The sequence below is a fragment of the Pseudomonas abietaniphila genome, assembly GCF_039697315.1.
GTDB classification, from domain to species: domain Bacteria; phylum Pseudomonadota; class Gammaproteobacteria; order Pseudomonadales; family Pseudomonadaceae; genus Aquipseudomonas; species Aquipseudomonas abietaniphila_B.
The window spans coordinates 966,886-986,842 of sequence record NZ_CP155619.1 but is presented as its reverse complement, the minus strand read 5'-3'; the positions used below and the strand labels follow the sequence as shown (position 1 = coordinate 986,842).

The window sequence follows — 19,957 nt, the reverse complement described above, 5'->3', positions numbered from 1 at the left end:
GCCGTTCAAGATGACAGCTCCGGCCCCACGGGGCTGGCGTTGGCGAAGGCTTTGAAGACCCGCAGCGTGGCTTCCAGGTCGGCCGGATCAATGCTGCTGAACACATCGCGACGCAGGCGGATCAGTTCTTCTTCTATTGAGTTGGCCAACGCGCGGCCCTCGTTGGTCAGGCTCAGGGCCTTGGCACGGCGGTCGGTCGGGTCTTCGGTCCGCTGCACAAGATTGGCCTTGCCCAGTTGGTCGAGTAAACGCACCAGCGAAGGACTTTCCAGGCCACAGGCCTGAGCCACCGTGACCTGGCGCACGCCTTCACCCAGCCGCGCGATCATCAGCAAGGGACCTGCGCACGCCTCGGACACGCCATAGTTCATCAGCGTGGTCTGACACACGCGCCGCCATTGACGGGACGCCGCGACGACGCCGCCGGTGATGTGCATTTGCAGTGAGTCTAGAGTCATGAAGGTGCCACTGGGTTGATTCACGAAAAGGATTTTGGTTAGGCAGTGAATGATTAGTCTCAGTATTATTAGGTTGCTAACTATTAATATCCGGTAACAAAGTTGATTCGTCAAATGAAAAGTGGACGAGCGGTGGGGCGAAGTTGTCGCGTTGAGATCGCCCGTATGCTCTCCGTGGCGTGGCCACGTCGAAATTAGAGACCGTCTGTCGGACTTTTCCGTGGCGTTTGAACTTAATTTCGGATTTCTGATCTCGCCAAACCAAAAAAATGGCGGGGTAAGAAAGGACGACCGTGTCCAGAAATCGGGACGTTGATCAAACTTTGTTCAATCCGGCGTTAAAACTGGTTGATGTTGTAATAGTGGCATTGGCTATTTTTCGCGCAATTTCGGCGGTTTCTTGACTGTGTGGACACGTTAAAGAACAACCGATTCAGCCGATAGCAAAGGCGACAGGAATCCGGGCTTAAAACCCCGTTCCAGACACCTCCCTTTGCTGGTGCGCAGTGCGCACCCACGAGTGCAACATGATCGATCTCGCCACCTGGAATCTTTCCGTACCTGTCGGTACGCCCGCCGTCACCGTCGATACCCCAAAATTGGTCGGCGGCTACCAGGATGGTTACTTCCGCTCCGGAGACACCTTGTTCTTCTGGGCGCCAGTGACCGGGTCACGGACTGACAACGCTATCTACCCGCGCACGGAATTACGCGAAACCTACGCCAACGGTGCGGTCCACAACTGGACGTACACCCAGGCGGACAATTTCCTGCGCGCGGCGCTGACCGTGGATCAAGTGCCGTCGACGGGCAAGATCGTTATCGGCCAGATCCATTGCTATGGCAGCACCGAGCCGTTGATCAAGCTGGAGTATCAGTACAAGGAGAAGACCAAAAACGGCAACATCGTCGCCAAGTTTCGCCTGACACCGACATCGGAACCCGAGGTGATTCAAATCGCCACGGGCGTGCTGCTCAAGGAGCGCTTCACGTACACCATCCACCTGACGCCGTCCGGCAACCTGACGGTGAATGCGCACGAGATGCAGTGGGGCACCAAGCTTGATCCGAGCTGGAACGGCAAACAGCTTTATTTCAAGGCAGGCGTGTATACCCAGGACAACACCGGGTACGCGACGGAGGGTGGGGCGGCGACGTTTTACAAACTGCAGATCTCGCACGATAAGAAGGCATAAACCCGATGCAGCTCAACTCATTGTAGGAGCCGGCTGACGAACGCGGTGGGTCGGTGATTACGAGGGTGAATGACACCCCGCATTCGTCCGAAGTGCGGCCCAGACCCTCGTAACCTCGGACGGCTCCTACACGTGCTGCTTGGTTCCGATGATTTGTGGTTGACATCAAACCTGTGGGAGCCGGCTTGCTGGCGAATGCGGTGGGTCAGTCAACATTGATTTGACTGACCCACCGCATTCGCGGCCCTCGTAACCTCGGACGGCTCCTACACGTGCTGCTTGGTTCCGATGATTTGTGGTCGACATCAAACCTGTGGGAGCTGGCTTGCTGGCGAACGCGGTGGGTCGGTGATTACGAGGGTGAATGACACCCCGCATTCGTCCGAAGTGCGGCCCAGACCCTCGTAACCTCGGACGGCTCCTACACGTGCTGCTTCGTTCCGATGATTTGTGGTTGACATCAAACCTGTGGGAGCCGGCTTGCTGGCGAATGCGGTGGGTCAGTCAACATTGATTTGACTGACCCACCGCATTCGCGGCCCTCGTAACCTCGGACGGCTCCTACACGTGCTGCTTCGTTCCGATGATTTGTGGTTGACATCAAACCTGTGGGAGCCGGCTTGCTGGCGAATGCGGTGTATCAGTCAACTTTGATTTGACTGACCCACCGCGTTCGCGGCCCTCGTAACCTCGGACGGCTCCTACATGTACTGCTTCGTTCCGATGATTTGTGGTCGACATCAAACCTGTGGGAGCCGGCTTGGTGCGGGCCGCGTTCGGACGAATGCGGTGTATCAGTCAACATTGATTTCACTGACCCACCGCATTCGCGGCCCTCGTAACCTCGGACGGCTCCTACACGTGCTGCTTCGTTCCGATGATTTGTGGTTGACATCAAACCTGTGTGGCCGGCTTGCTGGCGAATGCGGTGTATCAGTCAACATTGATTTGACTGACCCACCGCATTCGCGGCCCTCGTAACCTCGGACGGCTTCTACATGTACTGCTTCGTTCCGATGATTTGTGGTTGAAATCAAACCTGTGGGAGCCGGCTTGCTGGCGAATGCGCTGTATCAGGTAGCACTGATTTGACTGACCCACCGCATTCGCGGCCCTCGTAACCTCGGACGGCTCCTACATGTACTGCGTCCGCCCGAGAACGTGCGGCAGCCATCGAATGATTATCGAGCAGAGAAGACCAGCGCGAAGCAGATCCGGCCAGGCACGGGCTGGCTCACTGTCACTTCGCCCCCGTGCAACTGCATGATCGCGGCGACGATGGCCAGGCCGAGGCCGTTGGAGTCGGAGCTTTGGTGGCGTGAAGCGTCGCCGCGATAGAAACGGTCAAACAGCTTGCCCAGGGCCGAGTCACTCAGAACGGGGCCCTGGTTCTCCACCTCGATGCGGCAGGTCTTCTCTGCGTTGACCACGCGGATCTCGATCTCGCTGCTTTCATCGGCATACCGGATCGCGTTAGCCACCAGATTGCTCAGTGCCCTGCGCAACAGCAGAGGATCAGCATCCAGTTGGCCGCCGCCCTCAGTGCGCAACGTCATCTGTCGCTCTTCGGCCAGGCCTTCGAAATACCCCGTCACCCGCTGCAATTCGTCCTCCAGACTCAACGTCTGGCGATTGAGCGCCGCCTGCGCATCGTCGGCGCGGGCCAGGAACAGAATGCTTTCGACCATCCGTGAGATACGCTCCAGTTCCTCAAGGTTCGAGGCCAGCAGCGCCTGGTATTCATCAGCAGTTCGGGGCTGACGCAGGGCGACCTGACAGTGGCCCATCAGGGAGCCTACGGGCGTGCGGATCTCGTGCGCCAGGTCAGCCGAAAATTGGGTAAGACGCTGATACCCGTCGGCAAGACGATCGAGCATGCCGTTGTAGGCGTCGCTCAATTGCTGCAACTCCACCGGTGTGTCGCGACTGTCCATGCGGCTGTCCAGTCGGGCCGGGGTGATGGCGGCGGCGTGATCGGCCATTCTGCGAAGGGGGCGTAAGCCCCGCCGCAGCAACAGGTAACCCAGCAATGCCGTGAGCACGAACGCCAGCGCAACGGCAAACAGAATGCGGTTGCGAAAATTCGCCAGCGTGGCCATTTCCTTGACTGCAAGGTGCGCGGCGGTCAGGTGCACGACTTTGCCGCCGGAGATCGCCTCGACCGTGGCGGCGCGCATGGGCACGTCTGGCGCCGGTCCGGCGTTGACCCTGCCGCTGCGCAGGGCATCGGCGCTGAGCGGTGCATTGGCTTTGACCACCGGCATGTCCGGTAACGGCGCATGCAGTGGGTTGACCATGATCACCGGGGACTTGCCAGGCTCGGTGATGATGAAAATATCGTCCTCGCTGTCGAGCATGTTTTCGAACAGCTGAGGGCTGCTGCGCAAGGTGTCGAGCGTCAGGTCGTACTGCAGCAATTTGCGAAAGTGATCGAGCCGCGCCAGCACCGCGTGGTCGCTGCGAGTCATGACCGCAGCTTTCATGGTTTCGTAGAGGTACATCCCGGCGCTGGCTACGGCGAGCATCGCCACCACGGAAAACGCCAGGGTCGAGCGCAGGGTCAGGGAAGGCTGGCGTCGGGCTCGCATGGCCGCACCTCGCAGACGTAACCGATGCCGCGCACGGTGTGAATCAGTTTGACGGGATAGGGCAGGTCGATCTTGCTGCGCAGGCGTTTGATCGCCACGTCGACCACGTTGGTGTCGCTGTCGAAATTCATGTCCCAGACTTCCGAGGCAATCTGCGCGCGGGACAGGACGTCACCTTCGCGCCGCAGGAACAGATGCAGCAGAGAGAACTCCTTGTTGGTCAGGGTGATCACCTGTTGCTGGCGCGTGACCCGGCGTCGCAGCAGGTCGAGTTCCAGATCGGCAAGATGAAAATGGTCGGCCTCGCGCACCACGCCACGGCGCAGAATCGTGCGGATACGCAGCAGCAGTTCGGTGAAGGAAAACGGCTTGACCAGGTAATCGTCGGCGCCCAGTTCCAGCCCGCGAATGCGGTCCTGCAGTTGATCGCGCGCGGTGAGAAACAGCACCGGTACGTCTTGTTTGGCGCGCAGGATTTCGATGATCTGCCAGCCGTCGATGCCCGGCAGCATGACGTCCAGCACCAGCAGGTCATAGCGCTGCTCCAGCGCCATGTGCAGGCCGTCGGTGCCGTGTTGTGTCCAATCCACCTTGTAGCCGGACTCGCTGAGGCCCTTTTTCAGGTACTCGCCGGTCTTGGTGTCGTCTTCGATAAGCAGGATGTGCATCGTCTGTCTGGCTCGCTTCACGTCATTGGCGGCGCGGCCGACACGTGGCATCAGGTGTTGATTTGAAGGGCAACTAAACGGCTGAGCACCGTGTCGAACGTGGAGTGTAACCAACTGGCGCTGTCCGGTCGGTTACATTTTTGTCATCGGCGCAGCGTGTTCGAGGCGTCCCGGGTGAATGACAAAAATGTCATCGGCCGGTCATCGTGCAGTGCCGGTTCGGGGCACAGGATGATCGCCATTCAACCCGCACCTCCAATCGACAAGGATCCTCACAATGAAGATGAAGACTGCTCTGTCCACCACCTTCGGCATGCTGATGCTCAGCGCTGCCGTCATGGCCTCGGCCGCCGACATGCCGGTGGTCAAACCGTTGCGTGGCACGGTCGACAGCGTCGAAAACAACACCTTGAACTTCACCACCCGTTCCGGCGCTCACCAGAGCATTGGCCTGACGGACAAAACGGGCATCCGTTCGGTGTCCAAGACCAGCATCGACACCATCAAGTCGGACAGCTTCATCGGTTCGGCCGCCACCCCGCAAGCTGACGGCACGCTGAAAGCGCTGGAAGTGACGGTGTTCGAAGCGAGCCTCAAAGGCAGCGGCGAAGGTCACTACGGCTGGCAGAACGCCGATGGCAGCACCGGCACCATGACCAACGGCACCGTGGGCAAGCTGACCCAGGCCAACGGCCGTACCTTGAGCGTGAGCTACAAAGGCGGTGAGAAGCAGCTGGTCGTACCGGACGATGTGCCTATCGCTTACGTGCAGGCAGGCAAGGTGGACGAGTTGGTCAAAGGCGCCAAGGTCGTGGTCTTCCCGGCCGAAGACGGCAAGACTGCTCGCGGTGTCGCCGTCGGCAAGGATGGCTTCCAGCCTCCGATGTAAGCGATTGCGGTGTGTCATCAGCACCGCATTGCCTCATTCGCGAGCAAGCTCGCTCCCACAGGGTTCGTTGTCGCTGACCCGGTCCGGTGAAACCACCTCGGACCTGTGGGAGTGAGCTTGCTCACGAAGACATCTGTCCGGGCACCACTACACTTGGGATTGGATGCTTTCCCGAGATCTCCGTGATGAGCCTTACACCATGAAAAAAACCAGAATTCACCCATGGCCCATTCGCCTGACGCACTGGATCAATGCCTTCGGCATGGTCTGCATGTTCATGAGCGGGTGGGGCATCTATAACGCATCGCCGTTGTTTCGTTTTTCTTTCCCTCGGGATTTCACCTTGGGTGGCTGGCTCGGCGGCGCGCTGGCCTGGCACTTCGCGGTCATGTGGCTGCTGGTGATCAACGGCCTGATCTACGTGCTCTACAGCCTGTTCAGCAAACACTTTAAACGCGACTTTCTTCCGGTCACGCCGGCCGCGGTCAAGCGCGACTTGGTCGATGCCTTGCGCTTTCGCCTCAAGCACGAGAAGGGCGTGTACAACGCCGTCCAGCGCTTGATGTACTGGCTGGTCCTGGCGGCCGGCGTGTTGATCGTGGTCTCGGGGCTCGCGATCTGGAAGCCGATTCAGCTGCAGGAATTGACCGCACTGTTCGGCGGGTATGACTTCGCCCGATTCGTTCATTTTGCGGCGATGGCGGCGATCGGGGCGTTCGTCGTGGTGCACCTGGCATTGGTGCTGTTGGTCCCCAAAACCCTGTTGCCAATGATCACCGGTGGCGTCAAAACGGTTGAAAGCGGGAAGGTCGAACATGATTGAACCGAAGAAACGCGCCATTCAGCGCATCACGCTGGAACCGGCGCAACAGACCCAGCTGGAAAGCATCCAGCGCCGGAATTTCCTGAGAGGCGGGCTGACCGTGGGCGCGATGGCGATGCTCACCGGCTGTAACCTGCAGGATGGCGATCAGGTGGACAAGGTGCTCTGGGCCATGTCGCGCTGGAACGACCGGGTGCAGGCGTGGCTGTTCAGCGGACAGAAGCTGGCGCCGACGTTCCGCAAGGAGCAGATCCGCAATCCGTTTCCGTTCAACGCGTTTTATAGCGAGGACGACATCCCTGATCTGGACGTGGCGGACTGGAAACTCGGTGTCTCCGGGCTGGTGCGTGACAAGGCGCCGTGGACGCTGGACGGCCTGCGCAAACTGCCACAGCGGACTGACATTACGCGGTTGATCTGTGTCGAGGGCTGGAGTGCGATCGGGCAGTGGGGCGGTGTCCCGCTGAGGACGTTCCTTGAGCATGTGGGGGCGGACACGACGGCGAAGTTTGTCGGGTTCAAGTGCGCTGACCGCTATTACTCGAGTCTGGACATGCCGACCGCGTTGCACCCTCAGACGCTGCTGGCGCTGGATTTCGGCGAGGTGGCGTTGCCGCCCGACTATGGATATCCGTTGCGGGTGAGGGTGCCGACCAAGCTGGGGTTCAAGAACCCCAAGCACATTGTCGAGATCTTCGTGACCAATGATTATCCGGGTGGGTATTGGGAGGATCAGGGTTACAACTGGTTTAGTGGGATTTGAGGCTTTGTCGGGCGTAGAAGCGCGCTTGCTCGGGGCCGCACTCGAGCGATCTGCCGGGGACCGGCAGCAAGGCCTGCGCATGCGGTGTTCTGATCGTTCCCAAGCTCCGCGTGTTAATGCGTGGCAAGACGCTCTGCGTCCAAGTCGACGCGGAGCGTCAATCGATGCGTTACCACGCGGAGCGTGGGAGCGATCAAAAACCCCAATAAAAAGCCCGCCAATCGGCGGGCTTTTCATTGCGTCCAGACTCAGTTCAAACCGAGTTTGCCACGCATCTGCGACAGGTCTTCTGCCAGGGTGTTAACCGGACCGGCCAGTGCCTTGCGATCGTTTTCCTTGACCTTGTCATAGGTCTCGTAACCGCCGTCCTTGGTGTTGTACTTGGCCAGGATCTTGTCCACGGTGGCGAAGTTCTTCTCGACCTTGCCCACGAACGCCTTGTCCGACTTCTCCAGCTGCGGCTTGAACAGGTCGACGATTTTCTTGGAACCGTCAACGTTGCCCTGGAAGTCATACAGGTCGGTGTGGCTGTAACGGTCTTCCTCACCGGATAGCTTGGTCGCGGCCACTTCTTCCATCAGCGCGGCAGCACCGCCGACCACTTTCTCCGGCGGGAAGGTCATATCGGCAATGCGCGATTGCAGCTCTTTGACGTCGGCCAGCAGCTTGTCGGCGAACACGGCCTGATCCTTGGTGGTGTTCTGCGAGAACAGCGCGTATTCCAGACGGTGGAAACCGGTGAAGTCGTCGGCTTTCACGCCGTTTTCGTGGTCGTCTTCACGGGAGTCGATCGAGGCGTCCAGGTCGCTGAACAGTTCGGCGATCGGCTCGATGGACTCGTAGGAGAGGCGAGTGGTCGGGAACAGTTTCTTGGCAGTCGCCAGGTCGCCTTTCTTGATGGCATCGGTGAACTTCTGGGTATCTTCGGCCAGCTTGTCGACGTTTTCAGTGACGTAGATCTTGTAGTCCGAAACCGGGGTCACCAGGTCCAGCGGCGCGGTGGCCGCGAACACGGACATTGGGGTCTGCAACAAGCCAAAAGTAAGCAACAACGCGAGAGGCGACTTTTTCATGGAGCTCTTCCTGTGAGGTAAGGGTTGTCAGGCAGTTTTTGTTGTTGGAGCAGAGGCGGCCAGCAGCGACCGGCCAATGAAATCGTTGCTGTCCACGACGCCCGGCAGGGTGAAGAAATACCCGCCGCCGATGGGCTTGAGGTATTCCTCCAGCGGCTCGCCGTTGAGGCGGGTCTGGACGGTGATGAAGCCTTTTTCCAGGTCCGACTGGTAGCAGATGAACAGCAGGCCCATGTCCAACTGGCCGTTCTTGTTCACGCCGTTGGAGTAGTTGAACGGGCGACGCAGGATCAGGTTGCGCTGGCTTTCCGGGGTGCGCGGGTTCGCCAGACGAATGTGCGAATCCAGTCGGGTGATTTTGCCTTCCGGGTCCTTCGCGTAATCCGGGACGTCGGTTTCGGTCTTGCCGTCCATCGGCGCACCCGAGGCTTTGCTGCGGCCGAAGATGGATTCCTGTTCCTGCAGCGGGGTACGGTCCCAGCGCTCGACGAAGTTGCGGATGATGCGCACGGCCTGATAGCTGCCGTTGGCAGCCCAGGCCGGTTCGTCGCTGCCCGGCTGCACCCAGACCAGCTCGTTCATGGTCTTCTGGTTGTTCGAATCGGGGTTGGCCGAGCCGTCACGGAAACCGAGGAAGTTGCGGGCGCTTTCCGGTGGCTGGCCGGGCTTGAGCGGCGCCTGGGCCGGTACGGTGCCTTCCTGTTTCCAGCGCACCAGCAGCAGGTCCGGCAGGTTTTTCACGATGTCACGCAGGGCGTGGATGTTGCTGTCCGGGGCGTTAGAGCAGAACTGAATGCTCAGGTCGCCATGGCAGCAGTCCGCTTCCAGCGCGTCATTGGGAAACCCGACCATGCGTTGCAGGCGCTTGGGTTTGACGTGCTCCAGGCCGAAACGCTCGTCGAACAGCGAGTCGCCCACGGACACCGTGATGGTCAGGTTATCCGGGGTGACGACTGGGCCGAGGATGCCGGAGTCCAGCGGCGGCAGTTTCGGGTCGACCTGTGGCACCGGGCCGCCAGTCATCAGGAACGCGATGCGCTCGTTCAGGGTGCGGAACAGACGCTCCAGGTCCTCGCGATCCTGCGCCAGCACATCGAAGGAAACCATCATGCCGGCCGTCGGGCGCGGGGTGACGATGCCGGTCTGATGCACACCATGGAATGCGTTGTGGTCTTGGGTCTTTTCGCTTTTCGGGGCTTCGGTCACTTGCGCCGGGGCCGTGGCGGCCAGGGCGTTACCGGTCAGGCTGGCGCCAGCGATGGCCGCGCCGGCTGCGCCCAGGCCCATCAGGACACGGCGGCGTTCAACGGAAACAGGGGCGTTGGATGAATCGGAGTCTTTCATGTGAATGCTTACTTCGCTCTGGTTTCAGGGCCGGGCGGGCGCGTCGGGCACCCGCCAGGGCACGCTTACAGGCCGGTGAGGCCCAAGGCCGGATCGATTCCTTCGAGTGCATCGGCCAGCGCCTTGGCCTTGTCTGCGATCTGTTTTCGTTGTTCGGTGCTGACCTGGTCGTACGGCTTGAAGCCGTTGTCGGTCTTGAGCATCAGCAACTGGTCGTCCAGCGCGGTGGTCGCGTCGTCGATCTTTTTCAGCACCTCGCCCGAGGTCTTGGCCAGAAGGGGACGCAGCAGTTCGATGACCTTACGGGTGCCTTCTAGGTTGGCGGCGAAACCGTTGACATCGAGGTGGCTGTAGCGCTCTTCTTCGCCGTTGCTGCGGATGTCGGCCAGGCTGCGCATGTTGCGCACGACCATGCTCGCCAGTTGCTCAGGGGCGATGCTCTGGGCCAGCAGTTGTTCTTTCAGGGACGCGATGTCGGCCTGCAGTTTCTGTACGACCGGCGCCAGGCCATCGACAGACTTCTGCGAGAACAGACCGAACTCGATGCGATGGAAGCCGCTGAAGCCCGGATCCTGTTCGCGTTTTTCGAAGTAGTCGGCACGGGCGTTGATCGCGTTGTCCAGTTCAGCCAGACGCTGAGCCGCCGGGGCGATGCGCTGATAGGCTGCGCGCGCTGGCGCATAGGCTTGCTGCGCCGCTGCCAGGTTGCCGCTCTCGATGGCTTGCTGCAGGTCGTTCACGGCGCGGATCAGGGCGCTGCTCCTGGTGCTCAGGTACACCCGGTATTCCGACAACGGGCCGATGAACGCGACCATCGAAGGACGCGCCTTGGCGGCAGCGTCGGATTCGGCGGTTGCGGTCACGTGCAGGGTACCGCGCGGGTTGCTGAGCAGGCCGCAGGTGATCGCGTAATCACCCGGTTGCAGATTGGCATTGATGACCTGGCTCAGACCGGGTGCGATATTCTCGCGCTCTTCGATCACCAGCACGCCGTCCAGAATTTCCCATTCCACCGCACGCTCCGAGGCGTTGACGATGCGGAAGGCATTCTTCCCGGCAGGCACCGTAATCGCGTTCGGCTCACAGCTTTTGGGGTGGATGGTGACCACGGTCTCGGCGCTGTTGTTGGCCTGACGCTTTTTCTGCGCCTGCTGTGAAGCGTAGTAAAACATGGCACCGGCGCCGATCATCAGGATCACCGATCCGGCGACGGCCATCCGCAATGCGCGAGGAGGCTTGGCTTGCTGGGGAGGAAGCCCGGAGGGACGACTGGTCATGAAAGCCCTTATTTATTCGTAACTGAAGAAGAGTGGCCGTGTGCGTGCGCAGGTCGCGTGGGAAGGCTCACCACGCGTGGCTGCGGCAGGAAGAACAACACCAGCGCGAAGATCAGGTAGGCGACGTACACGGTCAGCACGCTGACGGTCGGTGCGTCCTGATAACCGAACATGCCGGCAAGCACCGAGCCGGTCGGGCCGTCCATTGGCAGCACTGCGCTGATGTCAAAAACCACGGTCTGGAAGTGGTTCCAGAGGCCAGCCTCATGCAGGGCTTGAACCGAGTTGGCCAGAATGCCCGCCGCGACCACCAGAATGAACAAGCCGGTCCAGCGGAAGAAGCGTCCGAGATTCAGGCGCATGCTGCCTTTGTAGATCGCAAAGCCGATGCCCACGGCAATGATCAGGCCGAGGAGAGCGCCAATCGGAGCGCTGGCCCCTTCGCTTTGCTGGAAAATCGCCAGCAGAAAGAACACGGTTTCCAGACCTTCGCGAGCGACGGCGAAGAACACCATGCCGATCAGGGCGTACGTCTGGTTTTTCGAGCCAGCGAGGGCGGCGTCCAGTGATTCGTGGAGCTCATGCTTGATGGAGCGCGCGACCTTGCGCATCCAGAAGACCATGGAGCTGAGGATGATCACCGCCAGCAGTCCAACCAGGCCTTCGAACAGTTCCTGTTGCTTTTGCGGGAATTCGGCACTGACCAGTTCCAGGCCGCCACCGACAAACAGTGCGAGCGCAGCGGCGAGGAAAACCCCGATCCAGACGGCGGGCATCCACTCGCCACGGCCGGTCTGACGGAGGTAGCTGGCAATGATGCCAACGATAAGCGCGGCTTCAATCCCTTCGCGCAACATGATCAAAAAAGGAACGAGCATTTATCACCGGTGTAAATCTGATAGGGTGTGAGCCGTGAACGCTTCGGTAAGTCATTCGCATTCAGGCATGTGTAACATAATGATACTCATTATTGAATGAGCATACTTGTTTTTTTGCTTTTTCCCGGTTTTGTGCAGGTGTTCAGGTGGCGTTCAGCTACTGCGTTTTGCAGGACCTGTGTAGGAGCGCGCTTGCCCGCGGTTGCGGTGTTTCAACCAATGAAGAAGTGGCAGGGCGGACGCCATCGCGGGCAAGCGCGTTCCTACACGGGTTGCGTTGACATGTCGTCTCTCATCATCTCGATGAACCTCCCCGCCGCAGGACTCAACCCGAACCCCGCGCGCGTGATCAAACCGATCTCTCGATTCACCCCAGCATGGTCGATACGCACCTGGACCAGGTCGCCACGGCCTTCATCGGCAGACTCCGGTAACAACGTCATCCCCAATCCCTGACGCACCAACGCCATGACCGTCGACATGTAGTTCGCTTCCAGGCCCGGCGTCAGCATCAGCCCTTCTTCTGAAAACAAGTGTTCAACCCGTTCGCGCACGCTGCTGTCTCGCCCCGTGAGAATGATCGGCTCGCCCGCCAGTTCTGACAGGCTGATCGACTGGCGTTTGGCGAGTGGGTGATGAGCCGGCACGAACAGACTCAGGCGATCAACCATCACCACCTGAAAATCCAGCCCGTGGCTCATTCGCGCACGAACGCCCACGCCGAAATCCACCTCCCCGTCGCGCACCAGCGCGTCAATGCGCTGCGCCACGACATCGCGCAGGCGTATTTCGACGCCGGGGAATTGTTCGCGGAAGGTTTTAAGGATCGGTGGCAGCGCCCCAGAGCACAGCGAAGGCAGGGCGGCGATGGTGACCACGCCTCGGCGCAACGCTGCCAGATCCCGCGAGCCGCTGACGATGTTGTCCAGGTCCAGCAGCAGTTTTTCCATGGGGCCGCGGTTGTTCTGGCCGGCGGCGGTCAAGCTGACCTGACGCGGGCTGCGTTCGAGCAGCGTGACGCCGAGCCATTCTTCCAGTTGCTGGATTTGCACGGTCAGGGCCGAGGGCGACAGGTTCAGCTCGATGGCGGCCTTGGCAAAGCTGCCGCTGTTGGCCACGGCCAGAAAGGCGCGGATGTGCTGGATGGCGTTCTTCATGATGAGCTTCCGTGAGGTGACCAGCGCATCTACGTTCGTATTTTCTGAACGTAAGGCCCTGAACATTTCAATTTACAAAGCTTACCCCCGTTTCGATACTCGCTGAAAACAACAACAGCTCATTCCGCCGCCTGCCGGTCAGGAATGACGAAAGGATCTCTGCATGCTCGCCATTCTGGGTGTCATCACCATTCTTTGTTTGCTCGCCGCTGTCATGAGCAAACGTCTCTCGCCTCTGGTTGCGTTGATTGCCTTGCCGATCATCGCGGCATTGATCGGTGGCTTCGGTCTGCAAACCAGCGGTTTCATCATCACCGGTATCAAGAACGTCGCGCCCGTGGTCGGCATGTTCGTGTTTGCCATCCTATTTTTCGGGGTGATGACCGACGCCGGCATGCTCGACCCGATCATCGACCGAATCCTGCGCACCGTGGGCACACGTCCTACACGCATTGTCGTGGGTACGGCACTGCTCGCCTTGCTGGTGCACCTGGACGGTTCGGGCGCCGTGACCTTTCTGGTGACCATCCCTGCCATGCTGCCGTTGTACACGCGGCTTGGCATTGATCGGCGGATTCTGGCGTGCGTCGCCGCGATGGCGGCGGGGGTCAACTTCCTGCCGTGGACCGGCCCGGTGCTGCGCTCTTCCGCAGCGCTGCATGTGCCTGTGGCCGACCTGTTCCAGCCATTGATTCCCGTGCAGATCGTCGGCCTGGCGTTCGTGTTCTTCAGTGCCTGGTGGTTGGGACATCGTGAGGAAAAACGCCTGGGGTTGGGTGCCGGCGCCAAGGTCGATGTCGTGCCGGAGCGGACCCTGACCGAGCAGGAAGAGGTGCTGCGCCGCCCGCGCCTGTTCTGGCTCAACCTGCTGCTGACTATTGTGGTCATGGCGGTGATGATCGCCGGTTGGGTCGATCCGGTGGTGATGTTCATGGTCGGCACGGTGCTGGCGCTGTGCATCAACTACCCGAATGTGGACGCGCAACGCGCGCGTATTGATGCCCATGCCAAAACCGCGCTGACCATGGCCAGCATTCTTCTGGCGGCGGGCGTGTTCACCGGCATCATGCAGGGCACCGGCATGCTCAAGGCCATGGCCGAGGTGGCGGTGGCGCAGATCCCGGCGGGTCACGGCAAGCTGATTCCGATGGTGGTGGGTTTTCTGTCCATGCCGCTGAGCCTGTTGTTCGACCCTGACTCGTTCTATTTCGGCGTGATGCCGGTGATCGCGGAAGTCGGACGCGCGCTGGGTGTCGATCCTTTGCAGGTGGCGCAAGCGTCCTTGCTGGGCGTCCACACCACCGGATTCCCGGTCAGCCCGCTCACACCCGCGACCTTTCTGTTGGTGGGGTTGTGCAAGGTCGAACTGGCCGACCATCAACGCTTCACCATCCCTTTTCTGTTCGGCGCATCGGTGCTGATGACCCTGACCGCATTGCTGCTGGGAGTGTTCTGAATGACAACCTTACGTATCGGCTCCGGCGCCGGGTATTCCGGTGACCGCATCGAGCCAGCGGTGGAACTGGCCGATAAGGGCGATCTGGATTTCCTGGTGTTCGAATGCCTCGCCGAACGCACCATCGCCCTTGCGCAACAGGCTCGGTTGACCGACCCCGACGCCGGGTTCGACCCGTTGCTCAGTGAGCGCATGCGCCGTGTGCTGCCGTTCGTGGCTCGAGGACGTCAAGCCGGGCGGCGACGTCTGCGCATCATCAGCAACATGGGCGCGGCCAATCCCTTGTCGGCGGCGCGTGAGGTGCGGCGTATCGCGGCCGAGCTGGGCCTGCAGGGGCTGAAGGTCGCTGCACTGACCGGTGACGACGTGCTGGCGACGCTGCAATCCGACCCTCAGGCGTTGCTGGACAACGGCGCGACGGTGGAGTCGTTGGGGGATCGGTTGATTTCCGCCAACGCCTATCTGGGGGCCGACGGCATCGTTGAGGCGTTGAATGCTGATGCCGATGTGGTGATCACCGGCCGCGTGGCTGACCCATCACTGTTTCTCGCGCCACAGCTGTTCACCTTTGGCTGGGCTCAGGATGACTGGACGCGCATCGGGCGCGGCACGCTGATCGGGCATCTGCTCGAATGTGCCGGGCAGATCACCGGCGGTTACTTTGCCGATCCGGGCGTCAAGGATGTGCCGGACCTCGCCCGACTGGGTTTTCCGCTGGCCGAAGTGGACGCCGAGGGCAGGGCGGTGATCAGCAAAGTTGCAGGCTCTGGCGGACGAATCGACACCGCCACCTGTACCGAGCAGATGATTTACGAGGTGCACGATCCCGAGGCGTATCTGACACCGGACGTGACCGCCGACTTTTCAAACGTGTCGTTCACCGCCGTGGGGGCAAACGAAGTCCGTGCCGACGGTGCAGAGGGGCGCGCGCGACCCGACACCCTGAAAGTATCGGTCGGCTACCTCGACGGCTGGATCGGCGAAGGGCAGATGTCCTACGGCGGGCCGGGCGCGTTGGCGCGCGCCCGGCTGGCGCGGGAAGTCGTCCTGGAACGCTTGAAACTGACCGGCGTGGTTGTCGATGACGTCCGCGCCGAATTGATCGGTGTGGATTCACTGCATGGGGCGACATTGGGTTCGCGCACGACGGCTGAACCGTGGGAAGTGCGTTTGCGCGTAGCGGCCCGGTGCGCCGACAAATCCGAAGCCATACGCATCGGCAACGAAGTTGAAACCCTCTACACCAACGGCCCGTATGGCGGTGGCGGTGCAACCAAGGGCGTGCGGCAGGTGGTGGCGGTGGCGTCCTTGTTGCTGCCCCGTGGTTCGGTCACACCCCACGTTCATCTGGAGGACGCCTCGTGAGCACAATCAAACTGCGCGAACTCGCGCATTCGCGGACCGGGGACAAGGGCGATACGTCGAACATCTCGGTGATTGCCTTCAAACCCGAAGACTACCGGCGTCTGGTTCAACAACTGACGTTGGAACGGGTCACGGCGCACTTTGCCGAGTTACTCGACCCAGCAGCAGGACCGGTGCGGCGCTATGAATTGCCCAACGTACACGCCCTGAATTTCGTGCTGCCCGGCATCCTCAAAGGCGGTGTGACCCGCTCGCTGGCGCTCGATGCCCATGGCAAGGCATTAGGCGCGGCGTTGCTGGATATCGAGATCGAATAGAAGGAGGCCTACAAGCGCGAGCCGCATTTGATTCTGGCCCGGGGCGTGGAAGATTCTATGGTTCTTAAACCCGTGGTGTCAGTCCGTTTCTTGAGTGGCGCAAAGCCTGACAGCATGCGCCACATCCCGGATGACGCAGAGCGTCCTTTAATGCGTTACCACGCAGAGCGTGGGAACCATCGGCTTGCTCGCGATGGGATTAAGCCAGTTTCCTCAAAGGTGAATGACACACTGCATTCGTCAGCAAGCTAACTCCCACAGGTTTTATGTTTATTCAACGATTCAGGTGTTGAATCTAGACAGCGCAAAGCGCGCTGTGGCTTTTGATCTTCATACCGCAGCAGCCCAGACACCACAAAACGCGACTTGGGTGCAGGCTGAACGCAGGCGTCGCGCAGTGGGCCGAGCGGCATGGATGTCGCGAGAGCGCCGTCAGGACATGGATGTCCGTTCGGCGCGTGCCCAGGGAGCGTCGCCGGAGTGAAGGAACCCGACGAAGTCGGGCCCAACCGGGAGCAGACCCTTGGTTACTTGGGGTCTTTTCAAGTAACCCGCCGAAGGCGGAACAGTTTGGACGTTAGGACAAACCAAACCAGCAGCGTCACCACAAATAGTGAATGCACACCATAAAAGTAGCTCGCCCCCACGCCCTCCGGGCAGAAGCGAAATTGCGCTCAATCCTGATTACGCAAAAACACCACATACCCCCGAAACCACGGGCTGTCTTTCAGGTAATCCGGCGCCGTCCATTCTCCGCCCTGAATCAAGCCGATCTTGAACGGCACTCCCAACCGACTTATGCGCGGCAGGTACGCGGCATAGTCCGGGATGCTGTGGCGACCCTGATAGGTCTGCACCACCACTTCATCGACCACGCCTGTGAGTTGGCCGATGGCCTGTGGGTCTGCGTTGCTGCTCCAGTCCATCAAGCCGGTGATGCTGAGCTTCAGTGACGGTGGCAGGCGCAACCTCAGGTCTTTGAGAAACGCCACATAGTCCTGCAGGTAACGGGTTCGGGCATCGAAATCGATCTGAATGCCGGTCACCGCATTTCCCGCCTGCTGCCAACGCTCGACCTGGCCGAATAACTGTCGGTAGACCGTCTCGGACCAGCGCAAGGTGTGGGCGCGGTAGACGATCCACAACGCCTGCTGCGGCAGGCGTGCCACGCTCATGCCTTGGGCGATCAGCGTGGGATGCTGGCGGTCGGTGCGAGGCGCGCTGATCTGGCCTTGCAGCACATAGAGCGTTTTCGCCTGATGCAGGACCGGCTGACTGGCGACGCCGCTCCACAGCCAGAAGGCGTCGTAGTCCCGTGCATCGACGGTGGCGGACGCCGGTTGGCTGCCCAGCAGGGCGAGCAGTGCGAACAGTAACCGCGCCCGGCGCTTCACCAGTAATACTGCAACGACTTGCCCCACGAAGTGCTGCCATACGTGGTTTTCAATTGCTTGAACCACGCCTTGCGCACCGACTGCGCGACGTCCTTGCCGCCGCAGCTGTTGTAGCCCGAAGGCCCGTAGCAGTTGATTGCGCGGAAGAGGGCGTAGGCTTTGTCGTCACGTCCGGCCTTGGCGTCGGCGATGACCGTTTGATAACCATTGAGACGCGAGAACACGTCGCCCTTGAAACCCGGTTCGCTGCTGCCCAGCTGACCGCTGCCCGGTCGCTGGTCCAGCGGCATGCTGTCCAGGCCGTTGCGCCGAATGAACTCGCCCAGGCAATTCAGGCCTTTGGGGTCTTTGTCGTTCGCCTGAAGCAGAACCGCTGTTTCGCCGATGCTCGGGCAGGCGTAGTTCGATTCGGCCTTGTCGCCCTTCCAGCGGAACAACTGCAAGGTCTGCCCGGTGCCGTAGACATAGCCCAGGCTGGTGCCGAGTTTCTCTTCCCCGGACTTCTCAGGCAGCGCGTTGAAGTCTTCGGCGAACGCGGCGTACTGACCGTGCAGCAGGTCTTTATAAAGCAGGACGAATTGCGCGGTGTTCTTCTCGGTGTCGCTGATGCCTTGGGTGATCTGTCGACGCAACAAGGGAGCGCCCGCCACCTTGCCCAGCAGGATCAGCCGCACTTGGGCCGACTGGATCGGCGAATCGGAGGCGAAGACTTTTTCAAGCTGGCCGCTGCGCTCGAGGTTCATGGCCAGCGCCAGCTCCAACTGCTCACGTTGCAGTGGCTGTGTCGCCAGTGGCAGCAATTTCAGCCACAGACCTTGAGCCCCAGGCAGATCGTTGCTGGCTTCGAGTGCCAGGGCACGCAAGGTGTGCTGGCTGAACGCGAAATAGTCGAGCGTATCGGGAAGGTCCTTCGGCAACAGCTTCAGGGCTTCTTCCGGCTTCTGTTCCACATAGAAGGCGTACACCGCCTGCAAATAATCGAACATCGCCGGCTGTTCGGCGAACAGCGCTTTTTGCGCCGCCAGCTTCTCGCGGGTCAGCTTGGACTGAGCGTCCTTGCGCATCTGCATCAGGTCGCTGACGGCGGTGATCAAGGCGGACGGTGTTGCGTCAGCCATGCTCATCAGCAGCTTGTTGTCGGTCTCCTGGATCAAGGCATCGATCGGCAGGTTGCGTTGCGTGTCATTCGCCTGGGTCATTTGCCAGGTGTAGTCGTCGGCGAGTTTATCGGTGTCCCCGGACAGCCAGTGAACCCGGCGCATCAACCCTTTGGCCGACAAGGCGTAGGTGCCCTGCGGATAGGCGGTGAGGTAATGATCGAAGGCTTCGCCGGCCTGGGTGTAAGGCGCGATGTCGAGGGTGTCCTTGCGGGTGCCGTACTCATCGAATGCATCCTGCTGCGCCGCGTTGAGGCGGGTGCGGGCGACCATGTACAGCGACACCTCCTTGAGCCACGGCTGGGCGTTATCGTTGAGGCTGGCAAAGCCGTTTTCGGCTTCGTTGAATCGGCCGCTGTAAAAGTCCGACGCCGCTTGCAGGTAGGTGACAAACGCCTTGCCTTCAGCCGACTGAATGTCGCTCGGCAGCAGGCTTGCCTGTTTTGCCGCGTCCCAAGTGCAGCCATCGAGCAGTTGCAAACGACTGCGCGCCAGCGATTGACGTTCTGAATCGGAGAGCGACGGCGTGTCGACCAGTTGCCCGATGAACACGGCTGCGCTGTCGTCTCGATTACTGCGGCAGCGGCTGCCTTCCCCTTGCAGGAACGCCTGCCCGGCGCTGTCAGTGCTGTCGCGTTTTATCCCGAGCTTTTCCAGCAGACCGCTCAAAGCGGCCGCGCCGGATTCCTCACTTTCGTCTCCCTCGATCTGCGCGGTGTCGAGGCGCGCCACCGCAAATGGCACCGGGCCGTAACCCTCTGACAGCTCGTCCTCGGTCAGTGCATTGGGCTTGAGTTCCAGCGCCTTGCGGTCAGCCAGCAGCAAACGCAAGTTCACCCGGCTGTCGTTGCCAGGGTTGAGAAAGGCCAGGTTGTTGCAGACGTCCAGCGAGTCGCGCACCAGTGACCAGGCGGGATAACAGGAATCGTCACTGCTGGCCTGCGCCTGACCGCAAAGTGTTGCGCCAATGATCAATGCAAGAGGGGTCAGAACGCGCATACGCATGAACAATCCTTGATTTCGCTACGTAGAGAGAGGGTGAGGCGAGGGGGATGATACAGGGTGTTTCGGAAAACCGGATTGATAGCAGTTTGCTTATTTGTTTGGGGTTCGTGCCACGTTGGAGCCTCTGACGTGGCGTTTGAGATCCGCGC

17 protein-coding genes are annotated in these 19,957 nt (G+C 60.6%); 7 read left to right on the top strand and 10 right to left on the bottom strand.

The genetic code is table 11. The annotated features are described in order from the left end of the window. Positions 1-5: 5 nt before the first annotated feature. On the bottom strand, positions 6-458 hold the full coding sequence (locus ABDX87_RS04340; protein ID WP_074754984.1) for a MarR family winged helix-turn-helix transcriptional regulator: 453 nt from the start codon (positions 456-458) through the stop codon (positions 6-8). Positions 459-985: 527 nt separating this feature from the next. Between ABDX87_RS04340 and ABDX87_RS04335 the strand changes: the two genes are divergently transcribed. Then, a complete protein-coding gene (locus ABDX87_RS04335) occupies positions 986-1,654 on the top strand; it encodes a polysaccharide lyase family 7 protein (RefSeq protein WP_346831768.1) in 669 nt (222 codons plus the stop codon). A 1,181-nt stretch (positions 1,655-2,835) separates the two neighbouring features. On the opposite strand, the gene ABDX87_RS04330 is transcribed toward ABDX87_RS04335, so the two are convergent. Next, positions 2,836-4,242 (bottom strand): heavy metal sensor histidine kinase, encoded by a 1,407-nt coding sequence (locus tag ABDX87_RS04330; RefSeq protein ID WP_346831767.1) that lies wholly within the window; start codon positions 4,240-4,242, stop codon positions 2,836-2,838. Then, positions 4,215-4,910 (bottom strand): heavy metal response regulator transcription factor, encoded by a 696-nt coding sequence (locus ABDX87_RS04325; protein ID WP_074755385.1) that lies wholly within the window; start codon positions 4,908-4,910, stop codon positions 4,215-4,217. The genes ABDX87_RS04330 and ABDX87_RS04325 overlap by 28 nt, the downstream gene beginning before the upstream one ends. A 283-nt stretch (positions 4,911-5,193) precedes the next feature. Between ABDX87_RS04325 and ABDX87_RS04320 the strand changes: the two genes are divergently transcribed. The 3 genes from ABDX87_RS04320 to ABDX87_RS04310 all read left to right on the top strand — a co-directional run bounded on the left by ABDX87_RS04320 (position 5,194) and on the right by ABDX87_RS04310 (position 7,385). Next, positions 5,194-5,799, top strand: a complete 606-nt coding sequence (locus ABDX87_RS04320) for a hypothetical protein (RefSeq protein ID WP_346833699.1) — start codon at positions 5,194-5,196, stop codon at positions 5,797-5,799. 199 nt (positions 5,800-5,998) lie between these two features. Continuing rightward, complete coding sequence (locus tag ABDX87_RS04315) at positions 5,999-6,622, top strand: cytochrome b/b6 domain-containing protein (protein ID WP_346831766.1); 624 nt, start codon at positions 5,999-6,001, stop codon at positions 6,620-6,622. Next, on the top strand, positions 6,615-7,385 hold the full coding sequence (locus ABDX87_RS04310) for a molybdopterin-dependent oxidoreductase (protein WP_346831765.1): 771 nt from the start codon (positions 6,615-6,617) through the stop codon (positions 7,383-7,385). The genes ABDX87_RS04315 and ABDX87_RS04310 overlap by 8 nt, the downstream gene beginning before the upstream one ends. Positions 7,386-7,633: 248 nt before the next feature. On the opposite strand, the gene efeO (ABDX87_RS04305) is transcribed toward ABDX87_RS04310, so the two are convergent. The 5 genes from efeO (ABDX87_RS04305) to ABDX87_RS04285 all read right to left on the bottom strand — a co-directional run bounded on the left by efeO (ABDX87_RS04305) (position 7,634) and on the right by ABDX87_RS04285 (position 13,114). Further along, positions 7,634-8,458 carry an iron uptake system protein EfeO gene (efeO, locus tag ABDX87_RS04305; protein WP_346831764.1) on the bottom strand — a complete coding sequence of 275 codons (825 nt, stop codon included), beginning with the start codon at positions 8,456-8,458 and terminating at the stop codon, positions 7,634-7,636. Between the two features lie 27 nt (positions 8,459-8,485). Then, the gene (gene efeB / locus ABDX87_RS04300; protein WP_346831763.1) at positions 8,486-9,802 is read right to left on the bottom strand and encodes an iron uptake transporter deferrochelatase/peroxidase subunit; all 1,317 of its coding nucleotides are present in this window, start codon (positions 9,800-9,802) and stop codon (positions 8,486-8,488) included. 65 nt (positions 9,803-9,867) lie between these two features. After that, the gene (efeO, locus tag ABDX87_RS04295) at positions 9,868-11,079 is read right to left on the bottom strand and encodes an iron uptake system protein EfeO (RefSeq protein WP_346831762.1); all 1,212 of its coding nucleotides are present in this window, start codon (positions 11,077-11,079) and stop codon (positions 9,868-9,870) included. An 8-nt stretch (positions 11,080-11,087) separates the two neighbouring features. After that, entirely contained in the window at positions 11,088-11,957 is an 870-nt protein-coding gene (gene efeU / locus ABDX87_RS04290; protein WP_346831761.1) for an iron uptake transporter permease EfeU, read from the bottom strand. 263 nt (positions 11,958-12,220) lie between these two features. Continuing rightward, entirely contained in the window at positions 12,221-13,114 is an 894-nt protein-coding gene (locus ABDX87_RS04285; RefSeq protein WP_346831760.1) for a LysR family transcriptional regulator, read from the bottom strand. A gap of 163 nt (positions 13,115-13,277) precedes the next feature. Between ABDX87_RS04285 and ABDX87_RS04280 the strand changes: the two genes are divergently transcribed. The 3 genes from ABDX87_RS04280 to ABDX87_RS04270 are packed head-to-tail and all read left to right on the top strand — an operon-like array spanning position 13,278 to position 16,252. After that, a complete protein-coding gene (locus ABDX87_RS04280; RefSeq protein ID WP_346831759.1) occupies positions 13,278-14,570 on the top strand; it encodes a CitMHS family transporter in 1,293 nt (430 codons plus the stop codon). After that, the gene (locus ABDX87_RS04275; protein WP_346831758.1) at positions 14,571-15,935 is read left to right on the top strand and encodes an acyclic terpene utilization AtuA family protein; all 1,365 of its coding nucleotides are present in this window, start codon (positions 14,571-14,573) and stop codon (positions 15,933-15,935) included. Then, positions 15,932-16,252, top strand: coding sequence for an AtuA-related protein (locus ABDX87_RS04270; protein WP_346831757.1), 321 nt, complete (start codon positions 15,932-15,934; stop codon positions 16,250-16,252). Before ABDX87_RS04275 ends, ABDX87_RS04270 begins: the two co-directional genes overlap by 4 nt. Positions 16,253-16,926: 674 nt before the next feature. Here the strand turns inward: ABDX87_RS04270 and ABDX87_RS04265 are convergent. After that, entirely contained in the window at positions 16,927-17,646 is a 720-nt protein-coding gene (locus tag ABDX87_RS04265; RefSeq protein WP_346833698.1) for a DUF3142 domain-containing protein, read from the bottom strand. Then, the gene (locus tag ABDX87_RS04260) at positions 17,643-19,808 is read right to left on the bottom strand and encodes an outer membrane assembly lipoprotein YfiO (protein WP_346831756.1); all 2,166 of its coding nucleotides are present in this window, start codon (positions 19,806-19,808) and stop codon (positions 17,643-17,645) included. Before ABDX87_RS04260 ends, ABDX87_RS04265 begins: the two co-directional genes overlap by 4 nt. Between the last annotated feature and the right edge of the window lie 149 nt (positions 19,809-19,957).